Origin of the sequence: Nocardia niwae NBRC 108934 = DSM 45340 (assembly GCF_001613465.1) — a bacterium.
GTDB classification, from domain to species: domain Bacteria; phylum Actinomycetota; class Actinomycetes; order Mycobacteriales; family Mycobacteriaceae; genus Nocardia; species Nocardia niwae.
Map to the genome: position 1 here is coordinate 1 of NZ_BDCK01000059.1, position 24,159 is coordinate 24,159.

General features: G+C 64.4%; 18 protein-coding genes, 3 pseudogenes and 1 other annotated feature. Of the genes and pseudogenes, 17 read left to right on the top strand and 4 right to left on the bottom strand.

The features are described from left to right. Positions 1-206 precede the first annotated feature (206 nt). Positions 207-1,196: an AraC family transcriptional regulator ligand-binding domain-containing protein gene (locus NNI01S_RS31860; RefSeq protein ID WP_063025087.1), complete on the bottom strand. Its 990-nt coding sequence runs from the start codon at positions 1,194-1,196 to the stop codon at positions 207-209. 413 nt (positions 1,197-1,609) lie between these two features. Between NNI01S_RS31860 and NNI01S_RS31865 the strand changes: the two genes are divergently transcribed. The 7 genes and pseudogenes from NNI01S_RS31865 to NNI01S_RS31890 all read left to right on the top strand — a co-directional run bounded on the left by NNI01S_RS31865 (position 1,610) and on the right by NNI01S_RS31890 (position 9,296). Next, complete coding sequence (locus NNI01S_RS31865; RefSeq protein ID WP_063025088.1) at positions 1,610-2,830, top strand: FxsB family cyclophane-forming radical SAM/SPASM peptide maturase; 1,221 nt, start codon at positions 1,610-1,612, stop codon at positions 2,828-2,830. A gap of 14 nt (positions 2,831-2,844) precedes the next feature. Beyond that, positions 2,845-4,632: an HEXXH motif domain-containing protein gene (locus tag NNI01S_RS31870; protein ID WP_063025090.1), complete on the top strand. Its 1,788-nt coding sequence runs from the start codon at positions 2,845-2,847 to the stop codon at positions 4,630-4,632. Next, on the top strand, positions 4,625-5,902 hold the full coding sequence (locus NNI01S_RS31875; protein ID WP_084489453.1) for an MFS transporter: 1,278 nt from the start codon (positions 4,625-4,627) through the stop codon (positions 5,900-5,902). The genes NNI01S_RS31870 and NNI01S_RS31875 overlap by 8 nt, the downstream gene beginning before the upstream one ends. A gap of 86 nt (positions 5,903-5,988) precedes the next feature. After that, complete coding sequence (locus tag NNI01S_RS35065) at positions 5,989-6,144, top strand: hypothetical protein (RefSeq protein ID WP_157115134.1); 156 nt, start codon at positions 5,989-5,991, stop codon at positions 6,142-6,144. A gap of 29 nt (positions 6,145-6,173) precedes the next feature. Further along, positions 6,174-7,472: an FxsB family cyclophane-forming radical SAM/SPASM peptide maturase gene (locus NNI01S_RS31880; protein WP_218019289.1), complete on the top strand. Its 1,299-nt coding sequence runs from the start codon at positions 6,174-6,176 to the stop codon at positions 7,470-7,472. Between the two features lie 119 nt (positions 7,473-7,591). Beyond that, a pseudogene (locus NNI01S_RS31885) lies at positions 7,592-8,131 on the top strand (energy-coupling factor ABC transporter ATP-binding protein); the annotation flags it as partial. A 424-nt stretch (positions 8,132-8,555) separates the two neighbouring features. Then, positions 8,556-9,296 carry a class I SAM-dependent methyltransferase gene (locus tag NNI01S_RS31890; protein WP_218019290.1) on the top strand — a complete coding sequence of 247 codons (741 nt, stop codon included), beginning with the start codon at positions 8,556-8,558 and terminating at the stop codon, positions 9,294-9,296. A gap of 252 nt (positions 9,297-9,548) precedes the next feature. Here NNI01S_RS31890 and NNI01S_RS31895 read toward each other — a convergent pair whose 3' ends face one another. Next, on the bottom strand, positions 9,549-9,758 hold the full coding sequence (locus NNI01S_RS31895) for a heavy-metal-associated domain-containing protein (protein ID WP_063025096.1): 210 nt from the start codon (positions 9,756-9,758) through the stop codon (positions 9,549-9,551). Between the two features lie 164 nt (positions 9,759-9,922). On the opposite strand from NNI01S_RS31895, the gene NNI01S_RS31900 reads away from it, so the two are divergent. The 6 genes and pseudogenes from NNI01S_RS31900 to NNI01S_RS31925 all read left to right on the top strand — a co-directional run bounded on the left by NNI01S_RS31900 (position 9,923) and on the right by NNI01S_RS31925 (position 17,232). Beyond that, complete coding sequence (locus NNI01S_RS31900; protein WP_063025098.1) at positions 9,923-10,969, top strand: ABC transporter substrate-binding protein; 1,047 nt, start codon at positions 9,923-9,925, stop codon at positions 10,967-10,969. Between the two features lie 198 nt (positions 10,970-11,167). Then, the gene (locus tag NNI01S_RS31905) at positions 11,168-12,217 is read left to right on the top strand and encodes an ABC transporter substrate-binding protein (protein ID WP_063025100.1); all 1,050 of its coding nucleotides are present in this window, start codon (positions 11,168-11,170) and stop codon (positions 12,215-12,217) included. A gap of 11 nt (positions 12,218-12,228) precedes the next feature. Then, on the top strand, positions 12,229-13,251 hold the full coding sequence (locus NNI01S_RS31910; protein ID WP_063025133.1) for a FecCD family ABC transporter permease: 1,023 nt from the start codon (positions 12,229-12,231) through the stop codon (positions 13,249-13,251). After that, entirely contained in the window at positions 13,248-14,072 is an 825-nt protein-coding gene (locus NNI01S_RS31915) for an ABC transporter ATP-binding protein (protein ID WP_063025104.1), read from the top strand. The genes NNI01S_RS31910 and NNI01S_RS31915 overlap by 4 nt, the downstream gene beginning before the upstream one ends. 209 nt (positions 14,073-14,281) lie before the next feature. After that, positions 14,282-15,202: a recombinase family protein gene (locus NNI01S_RS34110; protein WP_084489456.1), complete on the top strand. Its 921-nt coding sequence runs from the start codon at positions 14,282-14,284 to the stop codon at positions 15,200-15,202. 784 nt (positions 15,203-15,986) lie between these two features. Beyond that, positions 15,987-17,232: pseudogene (locus NNI01S_RS31925) on the top strand (IS3 family transposase). Beyond that, positions 16,268-16,399 (top strand) — a sequence feature (AL1L pseudoknot). Its footprint overlaps the pseudogene before it by 132 nt. Before the next feature lie 245 nt (positions 17,233-17,477). On the opposite strand, the gene NNI01S_RS31930 reads toward NNI01S_RS31925, so the two are convergent. Both NNI01S_RS31930 and NNI01S_RS31935 read right to left on the bottom strand, forming a co-directional pair. After that, positions 17,478-18,503: a zinc-dependent alcohol dehydrogenase family protein gene (locus NNI01S_RS31930; RefSeq protein ID WP_245676463.1), complete on the bottom strand. Its 1,026-nt coding sequence runs from the start codon at positions 18,501-18,503 to the stop codon at positions 17,478-17,480. Positions 18,504-18,675: 172 nt separating this feature from the next. Next, entirely contained in the window at positions 18,676-19,143 is a 468-nt protein-coding gene (locus NNI01S_RS31935; RefSeq protein ID WP_063025111.1) for a hypothetical protein, read from the bottom strand. 491 nt (positions 19,144-19,634) lie between these two features. On the opposite strand from NNI01S_RS31935, the gene NNI01S_RS31940 reads away from it, so the two are divergent. The 4 genes and pseudogenes from NNI01S_RS31940 to NNI01S_RS31955 all read left to right on the top strand — a co-directional run bounded on the left by NNI01S_RS31940 (position 19,635) and on the right by NNI01S_RS31955 (position 24,153). After that, positions 19,635-20,549, top strand: coding sequence for an SDR family NAD(P)-dependent oxidoreductase (locus NNI01S_RS31940; protein ID WP_063025113.1), 915 nt, complete (start codon positions 19,635-19,637; stop codon positions 20,547-20,549). Between the two features lie 690 nt (positions 20,550-21,239). Then, positions 21,240-21,742 (top strand): annotated as a pseudogene (locus tag NNI01S_RS31945) (general stress protein). Between the two features lie 3 nt (positions 21,743-21,745). Next, complete coding sequence (dnaK, locus tag NNI01S_RS31950) at positions 21,746-23,629, top strand: molecular chaperone DnaK (RefSeq protein WP_063025115.1); 1,884 nt, start codon at positions 21,746-21,748, stop codon at positions 23,627-23,629. Positions 23,630-23,637: 8 nt separating this feature from the next. Then, positions 23,638-24,153 (top strand): nucleotide exchange factor GrpE, encoded by a 516-nt coding sequence (locus NNI01S_RS31955; RefSeq protein ID WP_063025117.1) that lies wholly within the window; start codon positions 23,638-23,640, stop codon positions 24,151-24,153. Positions 24,154-24,159: the final 6 nt, after the last annotated feature.

Consider the following 24,159-nt stretch of genomic DNA (forward strand, 5'->3'; position numbering starts at 1 on the left):
AAGGAAGCGGGCCGGCGGCCTTTGTCGCTTCATCGTGCTTGGCAGGCATGATGCCCATCCTTCCCAAGGAAGAAGGCGGGCATCAAACTCGGGCGACTCAAACACCGCCTCTCGAGGCACATACGGCTACCGAAGGAACCACGCCGGACTCACCCCCTCGGTATGGGCATCCAGGTCGGTCTACGCATCGTCGGGGACGCCACCGCTCAACCAGAGGAAAACTCGTCAGCTGACCATCGCCGCCGCGCACGACGAAACGCCCGCGCATCGGAATAGCCGAGCCCGCGTGCAATGTCATCCTGGGACATGCCCGGACGCGGCATCTGTCTCTCCGACCACACCCGGCGGGCGCGGTCGAGTTCGCGGCGCCAGGTGGTGCCTTCTCCCGCCAGTTCTCGCTGCAGGCTGCGGGTACTCGTCGCCATTCGGCGTGCCGCGTGATCGACAGGGATCGGACCGTTGCCGAGCATCCCGAGCAGTATGTGATGAAGTTGCTCGGAACACGTCACAGCAGGATGCCGCACCGTGGCGGTTTCCGCGTGCCGGAGCAAAAGTTCGGCCAGCATCGGGTCGGCGGTTGTGAGCGGCTGCGCCAGGTCTGCGACACGGAACACCAGCTGATCAGTCGGGGCACCGAACTCGATCCGCGTCGTACCGAAGGTCTCGGCGAACTGATCGTGCCGTCGAGGCGCGGCCTGCCGGAAACTGACCCGCACCGGCTTCACCACCCCGCCGGTTCCCAGCCGGGTCCGCGCGACCATGGCGACGAACGCGGCCTGTATCGCCAACTCTCTGCCTCGTCCCTCACCACGCACCATGCCCTGATCGAAGACGATCTCCTCGGTCCCATCGGCCATCGACAGGGTGAAATTGGTGGTGAGAACGTTGATGTGCGTACCTGTTCGGGTGAATCCCGCCGCTACGGTCGGCGCGGTCATGAATAGATAGTCGTTCAATCCCAATCGCCCCGGAACATACGATCGCCCGGCACGCAGTGCCACGTGCGGATCGGTGATTTCGTGCTCGACCAGCTCCCACAGGCGGATGTTTCGATCGCTTGGTACGGCCACCTGCGTACTGTCCAACATCCATTCAGGTATGTCCGCCTCGCGCGCGAGCTGCCGTCGCACCGGACCGGACAGGCCGGTGCAGTCGAGGGCAAGCTTGGGTAACAGGATGAGATCTGCTGTGTCCATCATCGTAATTCTCGACCGGTGAATTGCGGACTCGACATTACATCGGCGCGGACCGCTCAGCCTGGGGTGACGGTCATCGGCCACGGTACGCGCCGGTAGCCGTGACCCACTTCATGCTCGGAGTGGAACCACTGCGGCACTGGCGCGTTCGGTCCCCCGTCCGGCGCGTTCGGTCCTTCCCCGGTGGGTCGATGGCGAGGATCATCTACGAATCCGTAGGCGGCCAACCGTGGTCGCCGAAAACCAGAAAGGTATCCGTCGCTCAAATTTCGATCGGCCCGATACGGATGGGCACTCCGCAGTCCGACTAGACGAAGACGGGGTCGGTGCCGCCGTCGACCAAGCACTTCAGGTAATAACAACGGCCGGTCCTCTGGCGGCAGAATCTGAGAAGGAGTTGGCTGTCGGTGACGATGGAGCACGGGGCGGCAGAATTGCACTGGCCGGTCCCCGGGCTGGATGTGGCGAAATTGATCCGCGACGGCTGGGAGCCGATGGCATTCACGGAGTATGTCGTCAAGATTCACAGTCGCTGCAACCTTGCCTGCGATTACTGCTACGTGTACGAGATGGTCGATCAAAGCTGGCGGGAGCAGCCGAAGGTCATGGCTCGCGGAGTTTTCGACGATACCTGCCGAATGATTCGTGAGCATGCGCTGCGGCACTCGCTGCCGGCGGTCGATATCGTGTTCCATGGCGGCGAACCGTTACTGGTCGGGAAACAGAATTTGCAATACTTCGCGCGGACAGCCCGAGCCGCGTTGGAACCGGACATACAGGTGCGTCTCGGTCTTCAGACCAACGGTGTGCTGATCGACGAAGAGTTCCTCCGCATCTGTGATCGGTGGGGTGTCCGAATCGGCGTCAGTCTGGACGGTAGCGAGCGCGGACACGACCGACACAGGCGGGACCGCCGCGGAGAGGGCAGCTACCGACAGGTTGTTGCCGGGCTGACGCGACTACGGGCTCCCCAGTGGAGGCACCTGTTTTCGGGGATTCTGTGCACGATCGATCTGCAGAACGATCCGGTGGAGACCTACGAGGCCCTGGCCAGGTTCCAGCCGCCGGCGGTGGATTTCATGATGCCCCATGGTAACTGGGTGACGCCGCCACCGGGCAGGACGGCCGACGAGTCGGTCACACCATACGCCGATTGGCTCATCGCGGTCTTCGAGCGCTGGTACGGGGCACCGGAATTGGAGACCACGGTCCGACTGTTCGGAAAAATCATCGAGCTGCTGCTTGGCGGCCGGACGTCGTCGGAAGCCGTTGGGCTCGCGCCCGTTCGGTTGGTGGTCATCGAAACGGACGGCAGCCTGGAGCAGGTTGACGAACTGAAATCGGCGTTCGAGGGTGCCACCAAGCTATCGATCCGCGGAGGTCGCGGCAATCCGCTCGAACTGGCGCTGCGTGACCCTGCCATCGCGGCTCGGCAGATCGGCCTCGCCGCCCTCGGCGAGACCTGTTTGAGGTGCTCAGTCCACACCGTGTGCGGCGGGGGGCACTATGTCCACCGGTATCGAGAAGATACCGGATTTCGAAATCCGTCGGTGTACTGTGCCGACCTCAAAAAGCTGATCCAACACATCGAATCGCGTGTCCGGGCCGAGATCAGGCCCGTTCTCGAGCGCTAGCGACAGGGGACGAAGTGGCTGTAGCAGCCGATCCGATCGATGACGTCATCATTGATCCCAGCTCCGGCATCAGCACCGCGGGCAATCTTTCGGAGTTGATCGACGGCATGTCGACAGCGCGCGTGATCCTGCTTCGTACCCTTATCGAAGAGGTCACCACGGCGACACCCGAAATGGCAAGTAAAGCAGGACTGCTCGACGCATACGGCGTCCTGGCGGACCTACAGAACTCGCACCAGGGCGAGGTTGCTGCCGCATTTTCATACCCGCATACCGGGATCTGGCTTGGCCGGGTCCTACGTCGAATCCGGCGGATCACCGATGATGCCGCAGTTCCGCTGTGGGCGGACTGCGGATATCTGGGCTGGCTCGCCGCGGCGGTCGGCATCAAATGCCGGCCGGAGGGCTCGATGAGACTGGTGGTACGCAAGGGTGCCGTGATGTTGCCTGGGATCGGCATGGCACTACTCGGCGCCCCGGATCTTTTCGGACACTGCGTACTGCACTGGTCCGGCAACGGCTCGCTGCACTTCACCGGGGAAAACGCCGTTGTTCGGGTCTCATCTGTGCATGACTCCGCTCCGGAATGGCTGCCGCTGAGCCGGGTACGGGGAGTCGGTCAGACCTTGGAGGTAGTCCTGGACGACCTCGATCCCTTTCGCGAGCTATCGGCAGCTCGCCGGGAGGCGCCGCGGCTCAGCACGGCACAGGTTGAGCAGTGGCAAGCGGACTTCTCGGCATCCTGGGAATTGCTACACCACGATTTCGATCGGTATCTGGCGCCGATCCGCGAATGCCTGAAGATCCTCGTCCCACTCAGTGCCGAGCCACTCGTGGCCTGCATGAGCCACACCGCATATGACGGAGTCGGCTGCGTGTACACCACCGCACCAGCCGATCCGTGCCAACTGGCGCTCACACTGATTCACGAAATCCAGCATACGAAGTTCACCCTGCTCACCGATCATGTCCTCCTGCTGACCGAGCCCGATCCACCCTTTCGCTGCTATGCGCCTTGGCGTGACGACCCACGACCGATCTTCGGGCTGCTGCACGGGATCTACGCGTTCGCCGGCGTCACGGACTTCTGGCGAGTGCACCGCCATGCAAGCTGCCACGGGTCCATGCGATCCCACGTCGACTTCGAGCTCGGACGCATGCAGCTGGAAACCGCGATGGCACAGGTGGTCACGTCAGGCCTGCTCACCACCGAAGGGGAACACTTCTTCAACGCGCTCGCCGCCATCATCCGGTCATGGGCCGACGAGAACATTCCAGCGGAAGTCCGTCTCGCTGTCTCCGAAGCGACGATCGCCCATCGGACCTTCTGGCAGGTACGCAACCGGCGGCCGTCCGCGGACGGTATCGCCGAGCTCGCGGCGCGATGGGCTTCGGGGCGTCCCAGCCCTCGGAGCCTACCTTCCGCGACCTGGACCGATCAGGACCATATTCCCGATCGCTATTGTCGCCTTCGTCTTTCGGCTCAGCTGAAGTCGCTCGACAGTGCCGACTTCGATGAGCTGTCGAGCCCGGACCAGCCCGAAGGCGACCGTCTATACCTGGCGGGCGATGTCTCGGCTGCCTGCACTCGGTACACCCGAGAGCTGCGACAAGATCCGCGTCGGCCGCAGCTGTGGGCCGGGCTGGCACTGGCGCTTCCCAGACTATTTCCGGACAGCGACTTCGGAATCCTCGCCAGGCGTGCCGAGATAGCGGCACACCTCTATCAGGCGGTGGACCGAGATACCGACGTCGTGGATCTGGTGCGATGGTTGTCGAATCCCGAATCCTCCGATGAATAAGTTGGACCTGACCGGCAACCGGAGCTTCTTTCTGCTCTGGTCCGGCAATGCGTTGTCATTGGTCGGATTTCACGGCGCCCGAATCGCCTACCCGCTGCTCATCCTGACCACGACGGATTCACTCGCCGCGGCAGGATGGGTCGGCTTCGCCCTCGGTGCGCCGAATCTGATCTTCCAGATTCCGTCGGGTATCGTCGCGGACCGATTCGAGCGACTGCGCGTCCTGATGGTCTGCCAGGTTCTCGGACTACTGGCCGTCTCTGTGGTAGCCACCTCGGTTCTGGCCGACGCGCGGCATCTCGCTCTACTGGTCATCGCGGCGGCATTCGTCGAGGGTACGGTATATGTTCTTGCCGAGGTGTGTGAACTCGGTGCGATATCGGATGTGGTGTCCCAGGAGCAGCGTCCCGCGGCCTTCGCATTCCTCGAGGCCGAACAACCCATTGCCTTGCTGCTCGGACGGGCCGCGGGCGGGGCGGTCTTCGGTCTGGCGCGCTGGCTTCCATTCGTCGTCGACGCCGCCACGTATCTGTACTGTCTCATCGCCTTGGCGCTGATTCGCCCGAACCGGACCCGCCGAGATCCCGCCGCGACGGCACATCGACCTCGGTCGCACGACCTCGGCGTCGGCATCCGTATCGTGTGGCAAGAGCCGTTGCTGCGGGCATCGACCGCGGCGCTCGGCATGTCCAATCTGATCATCCAGATCGTTCTACTGCTGATCCTGTTCGAGTTGCAGACGGCGGGACACGCGGCGTGGACGGCCGGTGTCGTGCTTTCAGCGGCAGGCATCGGAGGCATCCTGGGTGCGGCAGGCGCCCGCTGGTTCACTGCTCGATGGTCGGCGCGACGGATCTACCGCACCGGACTGTGGGTGTGGGCAGGGCTGCTCTTGCCGATCGCCGCGAGCGACAACCCCATTTTGCTCGCGGTGTGTTGGGGTGGAGTCGGTGCAGTCGGTGTCGTGTCCAATGTCGCGTTGACCTTGTACCGGACGGCGATCATTCCCGAGCACGTACTCGGCCGCGCGCTCGCTGCGATGGGTTTGGTCAGCAGCGGTGCGGTCGCGCTGGGTGCGCTCGCGGCGGGGTATCTGCTGGCCATCTTCGGGTCCGGTGCGGTCGGGTGGCTGACCCTGACGGCAATGCTCATCCTCGCGATCGGCGCCGGCTACGAGCCCGACCGGACGGAAACCCCGCTGGTAGCGGCGTCGAAACAGGCTCCGGAAATCCGATGGGATTCCGGTTCGGTTTCCCACGAGCATGAATAGGAGACTATGCAGACATCTGTACTGAAAAACTCTTGATGTGACTCGATCTTCTTTGGTTCGCAGCAACATAAATGAAGGAGTATGTGATGTTCAATCTTTCGGAAATCACCGATGTGGAGGCCGGGCGGCTTGTAGAAAATGTCAGCCCAGCGCTGCGTTCCGCGCTGGAACGTCAGTTGACGCCTGCGCGCGACGGCCACCGTGAGGGCAGCTTCAAGTCGTTCATCAGCGGCTCCAAGTAGTCCGAACGTTTTGGGAGCGGTCGCGGGCGGTGGAGCCGGCGGCCGGACCGCCCGTGGCCGTTCCCCCAATCGAGAGAACACATAGTATGAAACCGACGTCAGTGGGATTGGGCCTGCCTGTGGTGCGGAAGACTTGGCCGGAAAGCGGAGTGGATGTCGCCGCGCTGCTCAGCAAAGGCTGGGAACCACTTCCGTTCCTTGATTACATCATCAAGCTGCACAGTCGATGCAACCTGGCTTGCGACTACTGCTATCTCTACGAGATGGCCGACCAGAGTTGGCGTGACCAGCCGATGACGATGAGTCACGAAGTCTTCGACGACACCTGTCAGATGATCGCCGATCATGCCAGGCGGTTCGAAATTCCCGCGTTGAGCCTGAACTTCTTCGGCGGCGAACCGCTTTTGGTCGGCCACCGTAACTTCGAGTACTTCGCATCCCGCGCCCGGACGATCCTGGATCCGATCACGAAAGTCCGAATCGTCCTACAGACCAATGGCGTGCTGCTCGACGACGAGTTCTTACGTATCTGCGACGAGTGGGACATCTGTGTGACCGTCAGTCTCGACGGAGATGAGCAAAGCCATGATCGGCACCGCCGGGATCGACGCGGCGACGGGACCTACGCGAGGGTCACGGCCGGGCTCGAGAAGCTGATGGCCGGGGATCGGAGCCACCTGTTCGCGGGTCTGCTCTGCGTGATCGACCTGGCGAACGATCCACTGCAGACCTACAAAGGCATGCTCGGCTTCCAGCCGCCTGCGGTCAATTTCGAGATACCACACGGCAATTGGACGGCACCTCCGCCCGGCTCCTTCGGCGATCCCGACAGCACCCCCTACGCGGACTGGCTGATCACGATTTTCGATCACTGGTACGGCGCACCGCAGTTGCAGACTCGAATCAGGATGTTCGAGAACGTCATCGACCTGCTCCTGGGCGGGACGGTGAGATCGGAAGTGTTCGGGCTGGAGCCGATCCGGATCGCCGTAATCGAAACCGACGGGACCGTGGAGCAGATCGACGATCTGAAGTCGGCTTTCGCGGGCGCCACCAAACTGAATACGACCGGTCGCGGCAATCCGCTCGATCAGGCGATGGTGCACCCAGCGATCGTGGCCCGTCAGATCGGGGTCGACGCACTGAGCGACACCTGCCGGAGCTGTCCGATCCACACGGTGTGTGGCGGCGGACATTACGTCACCCGATATCAGGAAGGCGAAGGTTTCCGCAACCCCTCGGTGTACTGCGCGGACCTCACAAAACTGATCCGGCACATCGAATCCCGAATCCGGGCAGACGCTGCCGAAGCGATCGAGGGGCGATGACTCGGCCCTGACGACATGACCGCCGTCGAAGCGCATTCAACCTGGCAGACCTCGACGCTGGCGGCGCGGCTCCTAGGTTCTGTCTCCCAACGACCTGAGCCACTCCACGATCAGGGCCAGCGAGTTCCGGTGAATTGTTCATCGGGTCGACGCGACTGGCCCCTACGACTGTTCGTGCCATACGCCAACGGGTCGGCGTGGTGTTCCAAGACCCCGACGATCAACTGTTCATGCCGACGGTCGGGCAAGATGTCGCGTTCGGGCCGTCCAATTTCGGGATACGTGGCGAGGAACTCGCCGAAAGCGTGCGCTTCGCACTGGCCGCGGTCGGGATGTCCGACCGGGCCGAACGCTCCCCGGCACGCCTGTCGATGGGCGAACGGCGCCGCGCCGCGCTCGCCACCGTCCTTGCCTGCCGCCCCGAGGTGCTGGTCCTCGACGAACCGGCGGCCAACCTGGACCCGGTCGCTCGACGGGAGCTCGCCGACATCCTGCTCACCCTGCCGACCACACTCGTCCCGGTGACCCACGACCTGTCCTACGCCCAGCGCATCTGCGACCGGGCGGTGATCCTCGACAGCGGCCGCATCGTCGCGGACGGACCCATCGACGACATCCTCGGCGACGCCGCCTTGCACACCGAACACCGCCTCAGCTGACCTCTGTGATCGCAGACCGTGTCGAGCTGGCGACCGCCGTCGTGCACGGCCGACCGACCGCTCGCCACCCCGGTATGTGATCACCAGACGGCGGAGACGTCGTGTTCGATCCGGAAGCAGTAAGCGGCGTCCGCTGCACAAGAAACTCCCTCCCGGGCGGCCGCAGTCCCGATCTCCTGAGGTAACGATTTCGCAAGTGCTCCGAGTACCGGCCGACGATTTCGGCAAAACGCGATCTTCAGAACTCGACCTGCAGCATGGCTCCGCGAAATATGTGTAATCTTCCATGTCGAGATTCGCTCCGATACGAACGTTGCGTCGCGCGTGATCACCGCTAGGGTCGGTCACAGTTCAGCAGCATCCACGATTTGTGCATACCACCGTCCGAAAAGGCTTTCACATCGATTCTGAATACGGAGGCGTTGTGGACTGGGAGATGTGGCAGCGTAGCTGGGATCAGCAGCAGCAGTTCTACCTTCCCGAACGCGAGGAGCGGTTCCGGGTGATGTTGAATGTCGTGGCGGCGGCGGTGGGGACCGCGCCTCGCGTACTGGACTTGGCCTGCGGCACAGGCACTATCAGTCGGCGCCTGTTCGCACGGATGCCGGAGGCGCGGTCGGTCGGGGTCGATGTGGATCCGACGATGTTGGCGATCGCGCAAGGATCGTTCGAGGGGGATTCGCGTATCACATTCTTGACCGGGGATATCGCCGAGCCCAGTTGGATGGAAAGTTTGCTGGACGAGCCGTTCGATGCCGTGTTGACCGCGACCTCGACGCATTGGATGAAAGCCGATCCGGTGATCCGGTTGTATGCCGACCTGGTCAAGCTGATTCGACCGGGCGGAGTGTTTCTCAACGCCGATCACATGCCCGATCCGGATACTCCGATGCTCAATGCCATAGACAAGGTCATCCAGAACGCGCACCAGGAAAACGCCCGCGCCCATGGTGCACTGGATTGGGAACAGTGGTGGGCGACGGTAGCCCTCGACCCCGGCCTCGCGGGGCCGCATGCCGGAAGCCGAGCGATATTCGACCAGCACAGCGGCGGTGAAGAGCACCCGGTGACCTGGCACTGCCGACAGCTGAGAGAGGCCGGATTCTTGGAGGCCGGTGTGGCGTGGCAGTCGATCAACGACGCGATGGTGGTCGCCATCAGGTGACGACGACCGGTCCGGCCGGTCGCTGCCAAACCCGACCGGCGTGGTACCGATCGCTCTCGGTTACGACATCACCGTCGCATCTATCGGACGTGCTCAGAGCCGTGTACCGATTCGCTGGGCGTGGCCGCATGATCCTGAACACCGGAAACAACAGCTCCGACCAGCCAGGCCACACCGAACACCACCCCGAGCAAGGCAAGGAAGACCAGCACCTTCGCCGCAGCATGCGGACGAGCCGGCGTATGCCCGCGTTCAGGCACCGACGAGTTCGTAACCGGCTCGGGCGATCGCGGTGCGGACCTGATCGACGGACACCGGGGCACTGCTGCGGACGGTGACTCGGCCGTCGGCGACCTCGACCTCGACCGTGTCCACGCCATCGACCGCGGTCAGTTCCCTGGTGACCGCTGCGGAGCAGTGCGCGCAGCTCATACCCGTCACCGTATACACCGACTCACTCATCACAAACCTTCCTGCAGCATCACACCGACTACGAAAGCCGGAACCGACAAGCGAAGCGGTTCAAACAAATTGATGCGCCGGTGTCCCGCACCAGTATCCCATGAAGGCGCTCACCGTGCTGTTCACAGCCGATACAGGTTGCTACGGTGCACCGCGTGTTTTCGATGATGCGATCCGCGCGGATTCCGGCTGTGTTGAGCTCGGCTCTCTGCCTTGTGGTCTGCCTGGCCGGCTGCGGCGGTTCCCCCGAGACCGTCGAATCCCGGACGGAAACAATCTCGAGCCGGCCTGGGCCCACCAGCTATCCGCTCACCCTCGACAACTGCGGAGTGCGGGTCACCTTCGACAAAGCACCCACCAGGGCAGTCGCGTTGTATCAGGCTTCGAGCGAGATTCTGCTGTCGCTCGGTCTGGCCGATCGCATGGTCGGCACCTCGACCTGGTTCGACCCGGTCCTTCCCGCCCTGGCGGCCGACAATGCGAAAGTTCCCCGGCTCGCCGACAACGACCCGTCGCTGGAGGCCGTGCTCGCTACCGAACCCGACATCGTGACCTCGGCGAGCGCCCACACCTTCACGCCCGCGGTCGTCGCGGAACGCTCTCGCTTCGCCCAGCTGGGCATTCCCACCTATCAGTCGCCCTCGGTGTGCACCGGGGCGAAAGTCGTGGGTGAGATTGTCACCCGCACCGAGCCGCTCACCATCGACACGCTCTTTCAGGAGATCAGCGAATTGGCCCGGATCTTCGACGTACAGCAACGCGGCGCGCAGCTCATCGATCAATTGAAATCGCGATTGGCCGCAGCCACGACCACACCCGCCGAACCCACGCCGACCGTGGCCTTTTGGTTCTCCGGTATCAAAGCGCCCTATATGGCCGGATGTTGTTCTGCCCCGGGCATGTACGCACGCCAAGTCGGTGTCCGCAACGTCTTCGCCGACCAACGCGAGGACTGGCCCGAGATCAACTGGGAGGCTGTCGTCGCCGCCGACCCCGATATCCTGGTCCTCGCCGATCTGAGCCGCCAGCGAGTCGACGGCGATGCGCTCACCACCAAGATCACATTTCTCGAGTCGAATCCGGCCACCAGCCGAATGCGAGCGGTCCAGGGCAAGCGCTACGTCGTCATGACCGGCTCCGAACTCGACCCAGGGATCCGCGAGATCGACGCCATCGAAAAGCTGGCCATTGGACTCACCTCAGCGCGCTGACACTGTTCCGCCTCGGCCGAACTTCGAAGTTCGTGCCCAGGTATCATCAGCGCAGCGATCGTCGAGGGAACACCGGTGTGAATCCGGGGCTGACGCGCAACGGTAACGGCCCGAGGGGGTCGAAGCCCGATTACTCGATGATCGTCGCACCACTTTCGAGGCTCCGCGGTCGAGCCCTGACGAAGGAGTTCACGCGCGATGCGTCACGCCCTACGGCACCTCTGTGCCTTATCGGTCCTCACCTCGACGCTGGCCATCGCCGGATGCACGACCCACGACTCCCACGTCAGCACCGCGGATGGTTCGCGCGACGGCTTTCCGCTCACCGTGCAGAACTGCGGACGCTCGGTCACCATCGACTCGCCACCGCGGCGGGCGGTCGCACTGAATCAGGGATCGACCGAAATCCTGCTGTCGCTCGGTTTGGCCGACCGCCTCGTCGGCACCGCGACCTGGACCGACCCCGTTCGCGCCGACCTGGCCGACGCGAACGCGAAGGTGCCCCGGCTCGCCGACAACAAGCCCTCCCTCGAAGTCGTACTCGGCGCAGAGCCCGACTTCGTTTCCGCGTCCTTCGGCGGAACCCTGGGTCCCGGTGGCGTCGCCGATCGCGACCGCTTCGAGCAGTTGGGCGTCCCCACCTATCTGTCACCGACCGACTGCGATGGCAAGTCCGCGGTGAGTGTGAACTCCGACGGAGCGCGCACCGAACCGCTGCGCATCGAATCCGTCTACACCGAGATCCGGCAACTGGCAACGATCTTCGACGTGCAGGACCGGGGTGAGACCCTGATCACCTCGCTACAGCAACGCCTCGAGACGGCCACGGCCACGGCCACGGCAAGATCACACGCAGGAACGACGATGGCGTTCTGGTTCTCCGACCTGCGCACGCCTTATATGGCCGGTTGCTGCGGCTCCTCCGGCATCATCGCCAACGCGGTCGGCGCGAAGAACATCTTCGCCGACACCACCGACGAGTGGCCGCAGGTCAGCTGGGAGACGGTCGCCGACCGCGATCCGTCGGTGCTGGTGCTGGCCGACCTGAGTAGGCGGACCATCGACGGGGACGCACTCGACAGCAAAATTGCTTTCCTGCAGTCCAATCCGGTGACCTCGCGAATGACCGCGGTGCGGGAGAAGCGGTTCGTCGTGGTCAACGGCGCCGACCTGAACCCGTCTCTGCGCACGGTGGACGGCGTGGAGAAACTCGCCGCGGCGCTGGCGCAGTGGGGACCGGTCCGCTGACCGGGCTCGCCCTGCGGCGCGGCGGCGCCGTCACAGCGGTCGGGCTGACCGCGGGTTGCGTGGTGCTGGTGGTCTCGATCGCGATCGCCTTGACCATCGGACCGGCGAATCTGTCGGTAGGTGAGGTCTATGCGGTGGTGGGGGAGCATCTCGGATTCGGCCGTGCCGAGGTGAGCCGCATCAAGGACGGCATCGTGTGGGAGCTGCGGCTGCCCAGAACCCTGTTGGCCGCGGTGTGTGGAGCCGGGCTGGCGTTGTGCGGGACGATCCTGCAGTCGGTCCTGCGTAACCCACTCGCCGATCCGTTCGTTCTCGGTATCTCCTCGGGCGCTTCCACCGGCGCGGTGCTGGTCGCGGTGCTCGGGATCGGCGCGGGTTCGATCTCGCTGGCCGCCGGTGCTTTCGGCGGTGCGGTGGCCGCGTTCGCGCTGGTGCTGGTGCTGGCAGCGGCGGCAGGCGGTGGCACCGCGCGGATCGTGCTCGCCGGTGTCGCCGGAACTCAATTGTTCTCCGCTCTCACCTCATTCATCGTGGTTTCCAGTGCGGACGCCGAACAAACCCGCGGAGTGCTGTTCTGGCTGCTCGGTTCGCTCGCGGGCGCGGACTGGTCCGACGTGGCCGTGTGCACCACGGTGACCGGCATCGGCCTCGTGGTCTGTTTCAGCCGGGCGGCCGCTCTGGACGCGTTCACCTTCGGCGCCGCGTCCGCCGCGTCGCTCGGCATCCCGGTGCGGGCGACCAGGGCACTACTGCTCGGAGTGACCGCGTTGACGACCGCGGCACTGGTCAGCGCGGCAGGTGCGATCGGTTTTGTCGGGCTCGTGCTGCCCCACGCGGCCCGATTCCTGGTCGGGCCACGCCACAGCAGACTGCTGCCCACCGCCGTCGTCGCGGGTGCCGTGTTCACCGTCTGGGTCGATGTCGCGGCACGAACACTGTTCGCGCCCATCGAGATACCTGTCGGCGTCGCGACCGCGCTGATCGGCGTGCCTGCGTTCATCGTGCTGTTGCTGCGGAATCGAGCGATGGCATGACCCTGCGTGCCGAGGAACTCCGCTGGACCCGCGGCGGTCATTTGATCCTCGACGGCATCACTGTCGAACCGGTCCAGGGAGAGACCATCGGTCTGCTCGGCCCCAACGGTTCAGGCAAGTCGTCGCTGTTGCGGCTGCTCAGCGGTATAGGCCGCCCCGACAGCGGCAGGGTGCTGCTCGACGACCGCGATATCGCGACGCTGCGCCGCAACCGGATCGCCCGACGCGTCGCGGTGGTGGACCAGCACGCTGACACCGAGGTCGACATCACGGTCGCCGACGTCGTGTCCCTCGGCCGGATCCCGCACCGCGGTGTCTTCGGTGGCGACGCGGCGGCGGACGCCGAAGCAGTACGACAAGCCCTGTCCCACACCGGCATGACCGACAAAGCGGGCGACCGCTGGCACACACTGTCCGGCGGCGAGCGCCAACGCACCCAGATCGCGCGGGCACTGGCCCAGCGACCGCGCGAATTACTGCTCGACGAACCGACCAACCACCTCGACATCCGCCACCAGCTCGACATCCTCGCCCTGGTCGCCGCTCTCCCGTTCACCAGCTACATCGCGTTGCACGACCTCAACCTCGCCGCGATGTTCTGCGACCGACTGCTGATCCTCGCCGAGGGCCGCATCGTCGCGATGGGCCGCCCCACCGAGGTCATCACCGCCGACCTGGTCGAACAGGTATATCGCGTGCGGGCACAGATCACCACCGACCCCGAGCACGGCTACCCGGTCGTGTCGTTTCGACCGAACCGCCCCGAAAAGCCGAGCAGGTCGGGCTCATCGCTTCCCGGTCACGTGCGCGCCCAGTGTTGACGACGGCGATCGTTCCTGCTTACCGCTGCAGGACAGACCAGACGAGTCTTCGACGCTGACAACGCGGTGCATTACCGCGGCCACCACGGCCAGCGAACCAGCTGCAACTACAAAGTCGACGGTGGGAACGCGAACCGCCGGGAGGTCCAGCGCCAGGAAACCCGACGAACCTCTCTCGGCGGAATCAACACGTTATTGTCACTCATTCGATGATGATGAGCATGCTCGGCGGGCTGAGTGAGTCCGAGCGCCAGCATGTGCAGCAGCGCACCCGCGCCAGCATGGACGCACAGGTCCTCAACGAAGGCCGACACCAGGGCGGTCGAGCACCCTACGGGTATGTGGTTGTCGACGGTCCGCCGCACCCGAATCCGAACCGGGCGTCTGATGGACTGAAGCTTCGGATCCTGTCTCTCGATGTGAGCACCGCACCGGTGGTGCAACGGATCTTCCGTGACTACCTGGCGGGACGTGGCGATAAGGCGATCGCCATCGCTCTGAACCAGGCAGGTGTGCCGTGCCCGTCAGCGCATCGGCCGGAGCAGAACCGGCACCGTTCTCGAGATGGTTGGCAGGCCAGCACAGTGGCCGCGATTTTGCAGAATCCCCGCTACACCGGCTACGCCGTGTTCGGTCGATGGGCCAAGCACGAGGAACTTCTTGATCCCGACGATGCCGCTGCCGGGAACGTGGTGCGGTTCCGGAGGTCGCCGAATCATCGGATCGTGCGGTCGAAGAAGCCCGCGCACCCGGCCATTGTGTCGGTGCAAACGTTCACTGAAGCGCAGTTGCTTCGTAAGCGCCGAGCCGGCGTCAGCAACCAAGTGCGCGGGCGCCTCGAACGCACCAGACGGGACTCGCCACGCGAATACTTACTGCGGGGCTTGGTCCGTTGCGATGCCTGCGGTCGCAAGATGCAAGCCGGAGTGGTCAAGAGGCGTCATCTACTACCGCTGCCGCGCCAAGACGCTCGCACCGGGCAGCCCGGCGTTGGCCGAGCATCCACCGACAGTCAACCTGCGGGAAGACATCATCTCTTCATCGATCGACCGGTGGTTGGCGACTCTTTTCGACCGCGCGCACCGCGACGCCACCGTCGCCAGTCTGCTCGCTGCCCAAGATTGCGATGATCGCGTTGCAGAGCGGGCGAGTCTGCGACGGCGTATCGCCGACGCGGAGGCCCGGCTCGGGCGTCACCTCGCCGCCATCGAGGCTGGGGTGGAGCCGCAAGCGCTCGTCTCCGCGATGAACGCCGCTCAAGCAGACAAGGCTGCGGCTCAAGCGGAGTTGCAGAACATGCCGAATATCCCTCGACTGAGTGAAATAGAGATCCGCAAACTCATCAACTCACTCGGTGACATCGCCGCCGTCCTTGCCGCAGGTGCGCGATCGGACAAAGCGAACCTCTACCAGGCCCTACAACTGCACATAACGTATCGGCCCCGGCAACAGCTCGCTGTCGTCGGGGCCGATCCTGTGTTTAGCACTGGTGTCCGGAGGGGGAGTCGACCACTACGCACACGTGCTTCGTCAGCAGCAACTCCTGGTCGTGGAGTGAAGAGTCATAGCAGGTCGACGGGGCGAGTCCTTCTATGTCGTCTGACACCCGGTCGGCGGCCCGTCCGCTGGAAGACCTTGCGGATCCACTATCCGGTCCAGCTGGTCTTCCAGCGCTGCAGTTTCTGCAGAGGCCGGATCGGCCAGATACGAGGGCCGTGCCGGTGGTTCGCTCGCAGGCGTCGTGCGGCGTTCCCATGTGGGGCCCGAACGCCGTGATCGAGGGAGTTTTGAACCTCGGGCTCAAGCTGTGTCAGCCATTTTCCAATGAAGATTCCGTTAGCAATACATGATGGACAGATTGAACCGTCCTGGACCGTCTGGAGGCTCCTGATACAGCAAGGGAGACTGTCAGTCATGGCGGCACCACGGAAGTTCGACGAGGAAACCCGCGCTCGGGCGGTAAGGATGTATCAGGACCGGATCCGCGAGCACGGTGACTCGATGGCCGGTGCACGCCGGCATGTCGGAGCGCTGCTGGATATCAACCCCGCCACTCTGCGGAACTGGGTCACCCGCGCCGAGCGGGGCGAGACCGGCCCAGCGTCCGCGGCGGAATCGGAGTCCGAGGAATTGAAGGCTCTGCGGCGCGAAGTCGTCGAATTGCGTAGGGCCAACGAGATTTTGCGGACAGCGAGCGCGTTTTTCGCGGCGGCGGAGGTCGACCGCCGACTGCGGTGATCGTCGACTACATCGACGACCACAAGACGAAATTCGGGGTCGACCCGATCTGCCGAGTGCTGACCGAGCACGGGCTCAAGATCGCCCCGTCCACCTACTATGCCGCCAAACAGCGCGGCATCAGCGCGTCCACCTGGGCCGATGCCCACACCGCGAACGCATTGTTCGACCTGTGGCGCAGCAACCGACGCCTGTACGGGGTGCGCAAACTCTGGCATGCCGCTCGCCGAGCGGGCCACAATATCGGCCGCGATCAAGTAGCGCGGCTGATGCGGTTGACCGGGATCGACGGGGTTGTACGCGGGCGGCGCACCACGAGAACCACCGAATCCGGTCCGGCGGCCGCGCCGCGGCATCCGGATCTGATCGGCCGGGCGTGGTCGGTGCCGATGCGTCCGGATCAGTGGTGGGTTGCCGATTTCACCTACTGCTGGACTCTGGCCGGGTTCTGTTACACCGCGTTCTGTGTGGATGTCTATTCGCGGCGGATCCTGGGTTGGCGGGTGATGTCGTCGAAGACGACACCGTTGGTGACCTCGGTGCTCGAACAGGCGTTGTTCACCCGCCGGAGAACTGATTTCCGTTTCACGGCAACGGGATTGATACATCATTCCGACGCGAGAGCTCAATATACGTCACTGGCCTTCACCGAGGCATTACGGGATTCCGGGATGGCTGGATCCATAGGCAGTGTCGGGGATTGCTCGATAACGCGCTCATGGAATCGGCGATCGGGCTCTACAAAACCGAGCTGATCGACCGAAATCCGGTCTTCTCCGGCCGAGCCGAGTTGGAGCGGGAAACCGCATCCTGGGTGCACTGGTACAACACCCAGCGGCTGCACTCCGCGGTCGGATACCGGCCGCCGGTCGAATACGAACACCTCTACCATCAACAGACCATCTCGGCCGAGGTGGCCTGAACACGGGTCTCCACCGGATCCAGGACGGTTCACCGCGGGGTGGGCTGAAGCCTTGCAGGCGCTGGTGCGCGACGGTCTGGGCCTCGGTGTACTTCAGCAGCCCGTCGGCGCCGTGGCGGCGGCCGAGACCGGAGTCGCCCATGCCACCCATCGGCGACCCGCTGCGCTAGATCCGTCGGCATCACATGTGCATCCGCCGTCTTCACTTCCGCCGTCGATGCGGGTTTGTCGGACGTATCCTCTTCCTACGGTTCGAACACCAACAGTGGTTTCCCTCCGTGTTCGGGAGCTTCGGCCGAATAGACTGCTTCGCTGAACTTTTCAAGAAGGAACGGCTGGCCCTCCGGCACGCGCAACACACCGCTGTCGGCGAGCTGGACTGTGCGCTCGATCGCTGCGGCCATCCGATCCTTCGGGGTCTCAGCGAACCAGCGGAACAGCCAAAACCCTCGAATGATCTTCGTTTCGTAGATCAGTGAACGCGCGAAGATCGGGATGGTGAGTTTGCCGGGATCGGTTTGGCGGTGTGTAGACAACGCGCCGTAGAAGACCACCTCACCGTGTGGTGCCAGCGCACGTGACACGTCCGCGCCCACCTGGCCAGCGACGCAGTCGATCGCCTTGGACACGCCGTCGGCGCCTGCGATGTCGGCCACCCGTTCGCGCAGGTCTTCGTCTTCCGTGCAGATCACCGCGGTGCCCCCGAGTTCGCGAATGTCTTCGACAGCGGATCGACGGCGAACGACGTTGAGGGTCTTGAATCCGACATGCGCCCCGAGTTGGATGACCGACCGGCCAACGATCGAACCGGCCGCGGTCTGCAGCAGCCATTCACCCTGTCGAAGATCGAGTTCATCACCGGTCAAGATCACGGCCGTGAGCGGATTGGCGAGAATTTGGGCGGCCGTTGAATCGCTCATACCAGCGGGAACAGGCAAGACCCGCCCGGCATCGGCGATAACATACTCCTGCCACGTGCCCGCGACCCCGACCGTGATGACGCGTTGCCCGATGGTCAGACCGTCTGTGCCGCTACCTATTTCGTCGATCACACCCACGGATTCGATTCCGGGTACGGTCGGGAACCGTGGGGTGAATCCGTATCTTCCGCGGATGGTATGCAGATCGCTGGCATGGACAGGCACAGTTGTCACCCGGATCCGGACCTGGCCGGGACCGGGCTCCGGAAGTGGGCGGGTCTGTAGGTGCAGGACCTCGGACGGTTCGCCCACCTTCTCGGCGACGACAGACCGCATCGTTCGCATTTTCATGACGCTCCTTCGGTCGAATCCAGATCACGCAGTGGTTCGGTCGCCTCCCCGAGCTCAGCCCGCGGCGCGGTGGAATCGTCCTCGGGAAACAGCCGGTCGCGGCTGCTGGCGTCGCCTTTCAATTCGCGGGTGATCGGTGGCTATCCGCCTGTGTCCCGGTGATGCGATCCGGTCACTGGCGTTCGGCCGTTCCGCCGCCGTTGTCGCGAGTTTCGATGGCTTTGACGGTCTTGTCGAGGGCCTGTCGCAGGACGCGTTTGCCGACGGTGCCGACCACGGCTTCGAGGACTCGTCCCTTGAGGTTCTTGCCCTCGCGCACGATGACGACATCCAGATCGGTCTTCCCGTCCTCCCGGCGGTGGAAGGTGTAGGTGTGGCCCGAGTGGCCGCCCCATACATTCGAGTCGGTAGTCGTCATGACGACACGGTCCGGGTTCGACCAGTCGTAGTGCAGGCGTTCCCAGATGCCGCGCGAGCCCTCCGTGACGTCGGCCTCACGCCGGCCCCGGTCGTGGACTTCGAGGTATTCGTCGGCGCTGTTGCCGAACACCTGGGAGCGGCCCGGCCCGAAATCGGTGAGCGCCGCGACGAACTGCTCCGGCGACGAACTGGTCGTCTCCTTGAAATGGATGGTGGACATTGTCTGGCTCCTTTACGGTTTGGGGTGACAGGTCAGAATCACGGTCGGGTACCGCGTCCGCGGCAGTTGAGACCTGGAGCGGCTCATAGGCCCGCATTGTTCCGTCGGCATGGACAGCGCTGGTTCGAAACCAGTAGATGGAAACGATCTGGACGAGGTCCTCATCGGGCTGTTCGCCCCATGCCGCAGGGCGCGCCACGCCATGGAAACCAGCGCCGTCGGCCGGAAACATATGGGACCGCGTGACCGCTCTCGGCGTGTGCGGTGTCCCTATTGATGAAGCATGAGCTTCAGTAGAGGCCGGCGCAAGGCCAGGAATCGCCGAGCCCAGCTAGCTCGCCTTTCCGCGCCGAGGTGTCGGGGACGCGTGCGTGTCATGGGCCGGTCCCTCTTGCGCAACCGTGGCGGGAGCGCGACGGTGTGAGTGTGAGTCCCACCCCCGCCGGGCTCGTCGGACAAGGCGACGGACCGACCGATCCTTGGGAGGAAAGATGGCGAACAGGTGGACCGAGCACGACATACCAGCCCAGAAGGGACGACTAGCGGTCGTCACCGGCGCCAACAGCGGACTGGGGTTCGAGACGGCCCGAGCGCTCGCGGCGCACGGCGCGTCGGTGGTGTTGGCGGTGCGGGACGTGGACAAGGGCAAGCATGCCGCGGACCGTATTGCCAGTGCGGTTCCCGGCGCGGACACCGCCATCCAACAGCTGGACCTGACCTCGCTGGCATCTGTGCGCACTGCTGCCGAACAGCTGAAATCCGCTCACGCCACGATCGACCTCTTGATCAACAACGCCGGGGTGATGTACCCGTCGAGACAGACCACCAGCGACGGGTTCGAGCTGCAATTCGGGACGAATCATCTGGGACACTTCGCGCTCACCGGGCTGCTGCTCGACAGCATGCTGCCGGTGCCGGGCTCGCGGGTGGTCACGGTCAGCAGTGTCGGACATCGAATCCGGGCGCGAATCGACTTCGACGATCTGCACGGCGAACGGTCCTACAACCGGGTGGCGGCCTACGGCCGGTCCAAGCTGGCGAATCTGATGTTCACCTACGAACTGCAGCGTCGCGTGTCCGGCAACGGCAAAACGATCGCGGTCGCGGCACACCCCGGTGCCGCGAACACCGACCTGATGCGCAACATGCCCACCGCGCTGCGTGCGCTCGTGCCTGTCATCGCGCCCCTCATCACACAGACCCCAGCGATGGGCGCCTTGCCGGTCCTGCGCGCGGCCACCGATCCCGGCGTGCTCGGCGGTCAGTACTACGGGCCGGGCGGATTCCTGGAGACCCGCGGCTACCCGAAAATCGTCGAATCGAGCGCCCGATCCCACGACATGGCGATCCAGCAACGCTTGTGGACGGTCTCGGAGGAACTGACCGGAGTCACCTTCCCCGTCTGATCGCCACCCACGACCGGAAGGCCGTCAGCGAAGACCCCCCACTCGATGCCTTATCAGCGGTTGTCGAGATCGACTGCGGGGCCGTGCCCGGCCGAGTTTTCTAGTCCACATTTCGGCCACGATTCACGTCACTTCGGGGTTGTTGCCCGGGTGGGCGTAGGAAGCACAGCATGTGTCCGACGGGGCGTCTCAGGCGTCGGGGGCGGCCTCCCCAGGTGGTGTTGACGACACCGGCGTTGGCCATGGAGCAGGATGACGATGCCTCGTCGGTGGAGTCCTTGCGCAGGTGGCCGCTGTTCCTGGCGCGAGCGGGCATGGAGCCGTGACTCCCGGTGTTCCCGTGGGTACACTGTGTGGCGTAGTTGGCTTCCCACTTTCGACCTGCTGAGACCTTGTCACACCGCTCAGCAGTCCCGATCTTTCGTATCGGAGTTCTACTCGTGGAAGCACCGGAGTAGTGGCTGATGCCCGGAGTGCGCGCACCGGCCGCCTCGAGCGGGTTCCGGCACTCCTATGCCCCAGCCGGGGTGTGGACGCCACCGCCTCCCGTTCTGTCGACGCCTACAGGCGGATGAAGAACTTTCAGCGGTTGAGCCGTCCGTGAGTTCAAGCGGTTGACCGACCGGCCGGACGCCGAACTGGTTCGCGCCTGCTCGGCGAACACCCAATCATCGACGCCCGGGGGGCGTGATGTCAGAGTCCGATCGTGGAACCTCGCCGATACGTCCGAACCAACCTGCCTGCCAGGTAATGGCAACGTTCGACAACTTCGCCGACGCTGAAAGCGCCGTCGAGTACCTCTCAGACCGGCATTTCATGGTCGACAAACTGGCCATCGTCGGACGCGACATCGAGCTGGTCGAGCAGGTCGTCGGCCGATTGAACTACGGCTGGGCCGCTCTGCGAGGGGCCGCCGCGGGCGCGCTGACGGCGCACTGTTCGGCTGGATCTTCGGATTACTCGACTGGGTCCAGCGGCTGCTCACAGGCCTCATGCTCGCCTGCTACGGGCTGGTGTTCGGCGCTGTTGTCGGCGCCCTGCTCGGCCTTCTCATGTACGCGCAGCGGGGCGGCCGGCGCGACTTCACCTCAATCCAGTCGTTACAACCACGTCACTACGAAGTCCTCGCCGACGTCGAGGTCGCGGACGAAGCCGTTCGCCTGCCCGCCGGCCGGACCGATCGAAAGGAATAAGTCATGGCGACCGCTGTAGGTATCGACCTGGGCACCACGAACTCGGTCATCGCAAGCTGGCAAGGCGGCGAGCCGGGGGTGATCTCCAATGCCGAGGGAGCGCGGACGACGCCGTCGGTGGTGGCCTTCACCGAGAGCGGGGAGCGGCTGGTGGGTCAGCTCGCCCGACGGCAGGCGATCTTGAATCCGAAGGGAACAATTTACTCCGCGAAACGCTTCATCGGACGTCACTACGACGAGGTCTCCGAGGAGGCCAAAGCGGTCAGTTTCGACGTCGTGCCGGGTGACAACGGTGAGGCTCGATTCGACGTGCGGGGCAAGAAGTACGCGCCGGAGGAGATCAGTGCCCTCGTGCTGCGCAAGCTCGTCGACGACGCGAGCAAGTTCCTCGGTGAGAAGGTCAAAGAAGCGGTCATCACCGTTCCCGCGTACTTCAACGACGCGCAGCGCAACGCCACCAAGGACGCCGGCCGGATCGCAGGCCTCGAGGTTTTGCGGATCATCAACGAGCCGACCGCCGCGGCACTGGCATACGGCATGGACAAGCAGACCCACGAGACCGTACTGGTCTTCGACCTCGGCGGCGGCACCTTCGATGTGAGCCTGCTCGACGTCGGTGAGGGAGTGGTCGAGGTTCGTGCCACGGCCGGCGACTCACACCTCGGCGGCGACGACTTCGACCGACGTCTGGTGGACTACCTCGCCGACGAATTCCAACGGGCGGAGAACATCGATCTGCGCAAGGACGCCCAGGCGTTGCAGCGCCTCTTCGAGGCAGCAGAGAAAGCCAAGGTCGAGCTGTCCTCGGTGACGCAGGCCCAGGTCAACCTGCCCTTCGTCACCGCTGACGCGAACGGTCCCAAGCACCTCACCACCACGATAATGCGATCGAAGTTCGAGGATCTGACGGCGGATCTGGTGGAACGCTGCCTCGGCCCGGTGAAGCAGGCGATGAGTGACGCCAAGGTCACCGCCAACGACATCGACGAGGTGATTCTGGTCGGTGGTTCGACACGTATTCCGGCGGTGCAGGCGCTGGTCCGCCGGCTCACCGGCGGCAAGGACCCCAACATGAGCGTCAACCCGGACGAGGTTGTGGCGCTCGGCGCCGCAGTCCAAGCGGGCGTACTCAAGGGCGAGGTCTCCGATGTGCTGCTGCTCGATGTCACCCCGCTGTCCCTCGGCGTCGAGACCCAGGGCGGGGTGATGACCAAGATCATCGAGCGCAACACGACGATCCCGGTCCGGCGCAGTGAAGTGTTCGCCACCGCGGAAGACAATCAGCCCGCGGTGGATGTCGTGGTCCTGCAGGGCGAACGCGAACGGGCCGCCGACAACCGGGTGCTCGGTCGGTTCCGGCTGGAAGGCATCCGCCCGGCACCTCGTGGCGAGGCCCAAGTCGAAGTCACGTTCGACATCGACGCCAACGGCATCCTCCACGTCACCGCCCGCGACAAGGACACCGGTAAGGAGCAGAGCATCACGATCAGTGAGCAGAGCAACCTCGACCAGAGTGAGGTCGAGCGCATGCTCGCGGAAGCCGAACGGAACCGCGCCGAGGACGAGGCGCTGCGAAAGGCGGTCGACGCGCGCAACGCGCTCGATTCGGTTGCCTATCAAGTGGAACGGCGACTCGCCGAACTCGGCGACAGTGCCCCACCGCACGACAAGGCACGCGCCGAGATGCTGATCGCCGACGCCAGGAAAGCCGTGGAAGGCAATGCTCCCCCCGAGGAGGTAGAGCCACTCACCTCCGAGCTGCAGCAGCTGCTCTACGGGCTCGCACCGGTCCAGTCCGGCGGCGGAGACGGACACCAGGCAGGCGGCGGAGACGCTGCGTCGTCGGATGACGACGACGTGATCGACGCCGAATTCGATCGAAGCTGAGGCACGCGATGGAAAGGTCTGCAGATCATTCGACGACCGAGTCGACTACCGACGGGGATCAGACCGAGACGGCGCCGGATCGCACCGACACGGGGGCCGAGCTGGCTCAACTCGAGGACCGCTGGCGCAGGGCCCTTGCGGATCTGGACAACCTGCGCAAGCGGTTTGCCAAGGATCTGGACCGTGCCCGCGCCGCGGAGGTGGCGAAGGTTTCCGCCGCGTGGCTCCCGGTGCTGGACAATTTGGAGCTCGCGTTGGCCCATGCGGGCAGCGATCCCCAGGCCGTCGTCGAGGGCGTGAAGGCGACCCGGGACCAGGCGGTACAGGTGCTGGCCCAGCTCGGCTTCGAGCGCCACGACGAGGTCGGTGTGCCGTTCTCCCCGGAGCTACACGAAGTGGTCAGCGTGGTGTCCCAACCCGACGTTCCCTCCGGGACCGTGATCGAGGTCTTGCGCCCGGGCTATGGAGAGGACGGTCGGCAGTTACGTCCCGCCTCGGTGGTCGTCAGCCGACCCGAGGGGTGAGCACCG